The sequence below is a fragment of the Kitasatospora sp. NPDC093558 genome (assembly GCF_040683475.1).
GTDB lineage: Bacteria > Actinomycetota > Actinomycetes > Streptomycetales > Streptomycetaceae > Kitasatospora.
This window is the reverse complement of the sequence record NZ_JBFBDY010000419.1, coordinates 1-5,591: the sequence shown is the minus strand read 5'-3', so window position 1 is coordinate 5,591 and position 5,591 is coordinate 1. Positions and strand designations below refer to the sequence as shown.

Below are 5,591 nucleotides of genomic sequence, written 5' to 3'. Positions count from 1 at the left end.
GTGCGGGCGTCGGCGCGCCCGTCGACGTCGGACCCGCCGTCGGACCCGCCGTCGGACCTGACGTCGGACCTGTCGTCGGAGCACCCGTCGGAGCCGCCGTGGGCGCAGCCGTCGGTGCCGTGGTCGGAGCAGCCGTCGGGGTCGGCGAGGCGGTCGGCGAGGCGGAGCCGCCTCGGTTCTGCGGCCCGCCCTCCAGGGTGACCACGGCTTCGGACGGCGGCAGCGCGATCCGGGCCGTCCAGTGTTCGGCGGGGGCGAGGTCGTCGTCCACCGTGACGATCACCGTGATGCGCCGGCCCGGTTCGAGCGTCCCGGAGTCGCGGCTGAGCCGGAGCCAGGCCGCGTCCACGACCGCGTGCCAACGGATGTCGGTGGCACCGGAGTTGGTGAGCGTGAGGACCGTCCGGCTGCCGTACTCGCCCGCCTCGACGGTGAGCAGCCCGGTCGGCGCGGGCCGGTCGGCACCGCCGCCGCCCGCCGCCCAGCCGGACCCGACCGGCGCCGCGGGGGCGGCGATCAGCGTCGGGCTGCCGAGCGGGGTCGCGCCCCGGCCCGGCACCGGGACGGCGGGTCCTTGGAGCAGAGGCCCGCGGAAGGTGGGAAGCAACGTTTCTGCAGCCATCGCCCCGGCCCCCGCGAGCTCCATCCCGGGCACCCCCACCACGCCGGCGGAGCCCGTCCCCGCCGTGGTGACCCCGACCCCGCCGGCCCCCGCCCCCGACGGCCGCTCCTCCGCCTGCCGTCCGGCCTCGTCCACCCGCACCGACGAGACCGCCGCGGTCGCACCGGGCCCGCCGCCGCCCCGGTGTCCGGCCCACAGCGCGACCACCGGCGCCGCCAGCACGGCTGCGAGCACCCCGGTGGTCACGACCCGCCGCCGGACGGCCAGGCCCCGCCCGGCGTCCGGCGCGCGGTGCCGCGGGAAGCCGCTCTGGTCGAACCGCAGCCCCGGCTCGACGGCCGCCTCCGCACCCGGACCACGCGCCGCCCCGGCCGCCTGCGGCAGGTACGTCACCACCCCGTCGCGCGCCCCCGACCCCTCGCCCGACCCCTCCCGCGCCGCGACCGGCGCCGTCAGCAACGGCAGCCCGGCGAGCCCCGACGGCCCCGGACCGTCCGAGGCCTCGTCCGCCACCCGCTCCGCCGTCCCCCGGCAGGTCGGGCAGTCGACGACGTGCTGCACGAGCTCCCGCCGCAGCGCCGGCCCGAGCACCCAGTCCCGCCAGCTCTCCGCCCCGGCCCCGCCGAGCCGGTCCAGCTCCGGGCAGCTGCCCACGCCGAGCACCAGCAGCGCCGACCTGGTCCTCGCCACCTCCGCCTGCGCCGCGCCGAGCAGCGCCCGGGTCGCGTCGAACGGCAGCCCGAGCACCGCCGCCACCTCCAGCGGGGTCAGCCGGTGGCGGACCGACAGCTCCAGGGCCTCCCGCTGCTCGGGGTCGGTCCCGGCCGCCTCCGGCCAGGCGAGCGAGGCCAGCTCGCGCCGGCGCCGGGCCGCCTCGGCCTCGGTCAGCACGGTGGCGGCCGGCCGTCCGGCACCGTCGGCGAGCCGCCGCAGGCAGCAGTAGCGGGCGAGCGAGAACAGCCAGGCCCGGACGAGCCCGGGTTCGGCCAGCCGTGCGCCGTGCCGCTGCGCCAGGTCACGGACCTCGTGCAGGGTGTCGGTGGCGGTGTCGTGCTCGCACAGCACCGAGAGGCAGTAGGTGAACAGGCCGTCCACCTGCCGGTCGTACGCCGCGAGCACGGCCGTCGCCGGGCCTTGCGCGCGCGGCGGCCCATCAGTACGCGTTGTCACCCGTCCGACGGTAGGCAGGGTGGGCGGCCCGTCCGGCCGATTCCTGGCGTATGTACTTCTTTCGGGTAACAACATCGCCCACGTGTGTGGACGCCCCGCACCGAACGGCCACTGAATCGGCCACCGAACCGCCACCGACACCAGCACCGAACGGCCACCGAAATGGCCACCGAGCCGCCACCGCAACGGCCACCGAACCACTGCCGCACCCGGAGCACCCGAGCGCGCCCGTCGCTGTCGTACCCAGGCGCTACGGTGGGCCCCATGGCTGCCCGTACCAAGACCACCGCCAAACCGCGCCCGGCGTACCGCTGCACCGAGTGCGGCAACCAGCTGCCCAAGTGGGTCGGCCGCTGCCCGGAGTGCAACGCCTGGGGCACGGTGGAGGAGTACGGCGCGGTGCCGATCCGGACGACGGCGGCCGGCCCGGTCAGCGCGCCCGCCCGCCCGATCGCCCAGGTGGACGGCCAGGTCGCGACGGCCAGGTCGACGGGCGTCCCCGAGCTGGACCGGGTGCTCGGCGGCGGCCTCGTCCCCGGCGCCGTCGTGCTGCTGGCCGGCGAGCCCGGCGTCGGCAAGTCCACGCTGCTGCTGGACGTCGCCGCCAAGGCGGCCACCGCCCAGCACCGCACGCTCTACGTCACCGGCGAGGAGTCGGCCGGCCAGGTCCGGCTGCGCGCCGACCGGATCAACGCGCTCTCCGAGCACCTCTACCTCGCCGCCGAGCAGGACCTCGGCGCGGTGCTCGGGCACATCGAGGCGGTCGGCCCCGGCCTGCTGATCCTCGACTCGGTGCAGACCATCGCCTCCGCCGAGCTGGACGGCGCCCCCGGCGGCCCGGCCCAGGTCCGCGAGGTGGCGGGCGCGCTGATCCGGGCGTCCAAGGAGCGCGGCATGGCGACCCTGCTGGTCGGCCACGTCACCAAGGACGGCCAGATCGCCGGCCCCCGCCTGCTGGAGCACCTGGTGGACGTGGTGCTGAGCTTCGAGGGCGACCGGCACGCCCGGCTGCGGCTCATCCGCGGGGTCAAGAACCGCTACGGCGCCACCGACGAGGTCGGCTGCTTCGAGCTGCACGACGAGGGCATCGTCGGCCTGGCCGATCCGTCCGGCCTCTTCCTGACCAGGCGTGACAAGCCCGTCCCCGGCACCTGCCTCACCGTCACGCTGGAGGGCAAGCGCCCGCTGGTGGCCGAGGTGCAGGCGCTGATGGTGGATTCGCAGATCCCGTCGCCGCGCCGGACGACCTCCGGCCTGGAGTCGCCGCGGATCGCGATGATCCTCGCGGTCGTCGAGCGGCACGGCGGCGTGAAGCTCGGCAAGCAGGACATCTACACCGCGACGGTCGGCGGCGTGAAGCTCAGCGAGCCGTCCGCGGACCTCGCGGTCGCGCTCGCGGTGGCCAGCTCCTCCACCGACACCCCGCTGCCGAGCAACCTGGTGGCGATCGGCGAGGTCGGCCTGGCGGGCGAGGTGCGCCGGGTGACGGGTGTGCAGCGGCGGCTCGCCGAGGCGCACCGGCTGGGCTTCACGCACGCCCTCGTCCCGCCGGACCCGGGCAAGGTGCCGCCGGGCATGAAGGTGGTCGAGGTGTCCGACATCGGCGAGGCGCTGCGCGCGATCCCGGGCCGCCGCAAGGCCGCCGCCAAGCCGCGCGGCGAGGCGCGTGGTGAGGCACCGTCGGCGCCGCCGGCCCCGCGCCAGGCCCGGGTCGCCGCCTACCCCGAGGAGCTGATGGACGGCTGGGAGCCGCTCGACTCCGACGAACTGCGCTGACCCAAGCCCTGTCTCCGCCACACGCAGTTAGACTTTCCCCTGTCTCATTGACGAGAAGGCGAGTACCGAGCGGTACTGAGCGACAGAGCAACAGACCGCAGGCCGGCGCACGGCGCGAGGCGCGCGGCACGGGTCGACCGGAGGAGTCACGTGGCAGCCAGCGACCGGGGGGCGGACAAGTCCTCCCGTGAGGAGGCCCTGCTGCGGGCCTCCCTCAGCGCCATCGCGCCCGGCACGGGGCTGCGCGACGGCCTGGAGCGGGTCCTGCGGGCCAACACCGGTGGTCTGATCGTGCTCGGCTTCGACAAGAACGTCGAGTCGATCTGCACCGGCGGCTTCGTCCTGGACGTCGAGTTCACCGCGACCCGGCTGCGCGAGCTGTGCAAGCTGGACGGCGCGGTGGTGCTGGACAAGGACATCACCAAGATCGTCCGGGCCGGCGTCCACCTGATGCCGGACTCCACCATCCCCACCGACGAGACCGGCACCCGCCACCGCACCGCCGAGCGGGTCAACCGGCAGACCGGCTACCCGGTGGTCGCGGTCTCGCACTCGATGCGGCTGATCGCGATGTACGTCAACGGCACCCGCCGGGTGCTGGAGGACTCGACCACCGTCCTCTCCCGCGCCAACCAGGCGCTCGCCACCCTGGAGCGCTACAAGCTCCGCCTGGACGAGGTCGCCGGCACGCTGTCCGCGCTGGAGATCGAGGACCTGGTGACGGTCCGGGACGTCACCGCCGTCGCCCAGCGCCTGGAGATGGTCCGGCTGATCGCCACCGAGATCGCCGGCTACGTGCTGGAGCTCGGCATCGACGGCCGCCTCCTGTCGCTCCAGCTGGACGAGCTGATCGCGGGCGTGGAGCCGGAGCGCGAGCTGGTCGCCCGGGACTACTTCCCGGAGCGGGCCGCCAAGAAGGGCCGGACGGTCACCGAGGTGCTGGCCGACCTGGAGGCGCTCACCCACGCCGAGCTGCTCGACCTGCAGACGGTCGCCAAGGCGCTCGGCTACTCGGGCTCGCCGGAGTCGCTGGACGCCGCCGTCTCGCCGCGCGGCTACCGGCTGCTGGCGAAGATCCCGCGCCTGCCCAACACGGTGATAGAGCGCCTGGTCGAGCACTTCGGGGGGCTGCAGAAGCTGCTCGCCGCGAGCATCGACGACCTGCAGACGGTCGAGGGCGTCGGCGAGACCCGCGCTCGCTCGGTCCGCGAGGGCCTGTCCCGCCTTGCCGAATCGTCCATCCTGGAGCGCTACGTCTGACCACCGGACGGCCCGCCGACGGTCTGTCTGGCTCTACCCATCAGATGTGTGTCGATCCGCGCCCGCAGAACACCGAAGCCCCCGACCGCAGTTCGCGAATCGGGGGCTTCGCCGTGATGGCGGGGTGACGGCCGGTCAGCCGTCCAGGCGGATCGAGATGCGCGCCGAGACCTTGTCGCCGGTGAGGCCGCTGAGGTCGGCGTTCACCACGTAGGTGTCGTTCGCCGGGGGCGCCGGGTCGGGCGTGGCGCACTGCGGCTTGCTGCGGCTGCGGTCCCAGGTGAACGTCTCGATCTGGCTGCCGTTGGCCGGGAGCTGCACCCACAGGCTGCCCCGGTCGGTCGGGCAGTCGCCCGAGGACCAGACCCGGTCGCCCTTGTTGGCGGCGGTCACGGTGATCGCCGAGGTCGTCCGGCCCAGGTCCACGCGGCAGTTGGCGCCGGAGGAGTTCTTCACCGTCAGGGCGAACCGCGGCTTGTCCTTGGACTGGTACGAGTTCTGGGTGCTGGCCAGCTCCAGGGCCACCTGCGAGGAGGCGCAGATCGGCAGCGCCATCACGTCGGGGGTGTTCACCGCGGGGGCGCCCCCGCCGGCACCGCCGGCCGCTGCGCCACCCGCCGCCGCACCACCGGCGCCGCCCGCCGCCGCGCCGGCACCGCCGGTGGCAGGGGCCGGGTTGGCCGAGCCGCCGGCGCCGGTGCCGCCGGTGCTGAGGCTGACCTCGCCGCCGCCCCCGCCGGAGCCGGGGACGGCCCCGCCCGTG

General features: G+C 75.3%; 4 protein-coding genes. 2 read left to right on the top strand and 2 right to left on the bottom strand.

What is annotated here, in order from left to right; genetic code table 11:
• A partial coding sequence (locus AB0O00_RS27965) for a sigma-70 family RNA polymerase sigma factor (RefSeq protein WP_363656343.1) occupies positions 1-1,792 on the bottom strand: 1,792 nt, incomplete at its 3' end.
• 264 nt (positions 1,793-2,056) lie between these two features.
• On the opposite strand from AB0O00_RS27965, the gene radA reads away from it, so the two are divergent.
• Together radA and disA are read left to right on the top strand one after the other, a co-directional pair.
• Entirely contained in the window at positions 2,057-3,568 is a 1,512-nt protein-coding gene (radA, locus tag AB0O00_RS27960) for a DNA repair protein RadA (protein WP_363656341.1), read from the top strand.
• A gap of 150 nt (positions 3,569-3,718) precedes the next feature.
• Positions 3,719-4,828: a DNA integrity scanning diadenylate cyclase DisA gene (gene disA, locus AB0O00_RS27955; RefSeq protein WP_363656339.1), complete on the top strand. Its 1,110-nt coding sequence runs from the start codon at positions 3,719-3,721 to the stop codon at positions 4,826-4,828.
• 135 nt (positions 4,829-4,963) lie between these two features.
• On the opposite strand, the gene AB0O00_RS27950 is transcribed toward disA, so the two are convergent.
• The coding region (locus tag AB0O00_RS27950) for a hypothetical protein (RefSeq protein ID WP_363656337.1) at positions 4,964-5,591 on the bottom strand (628 nt) is incomplete at its 5' end.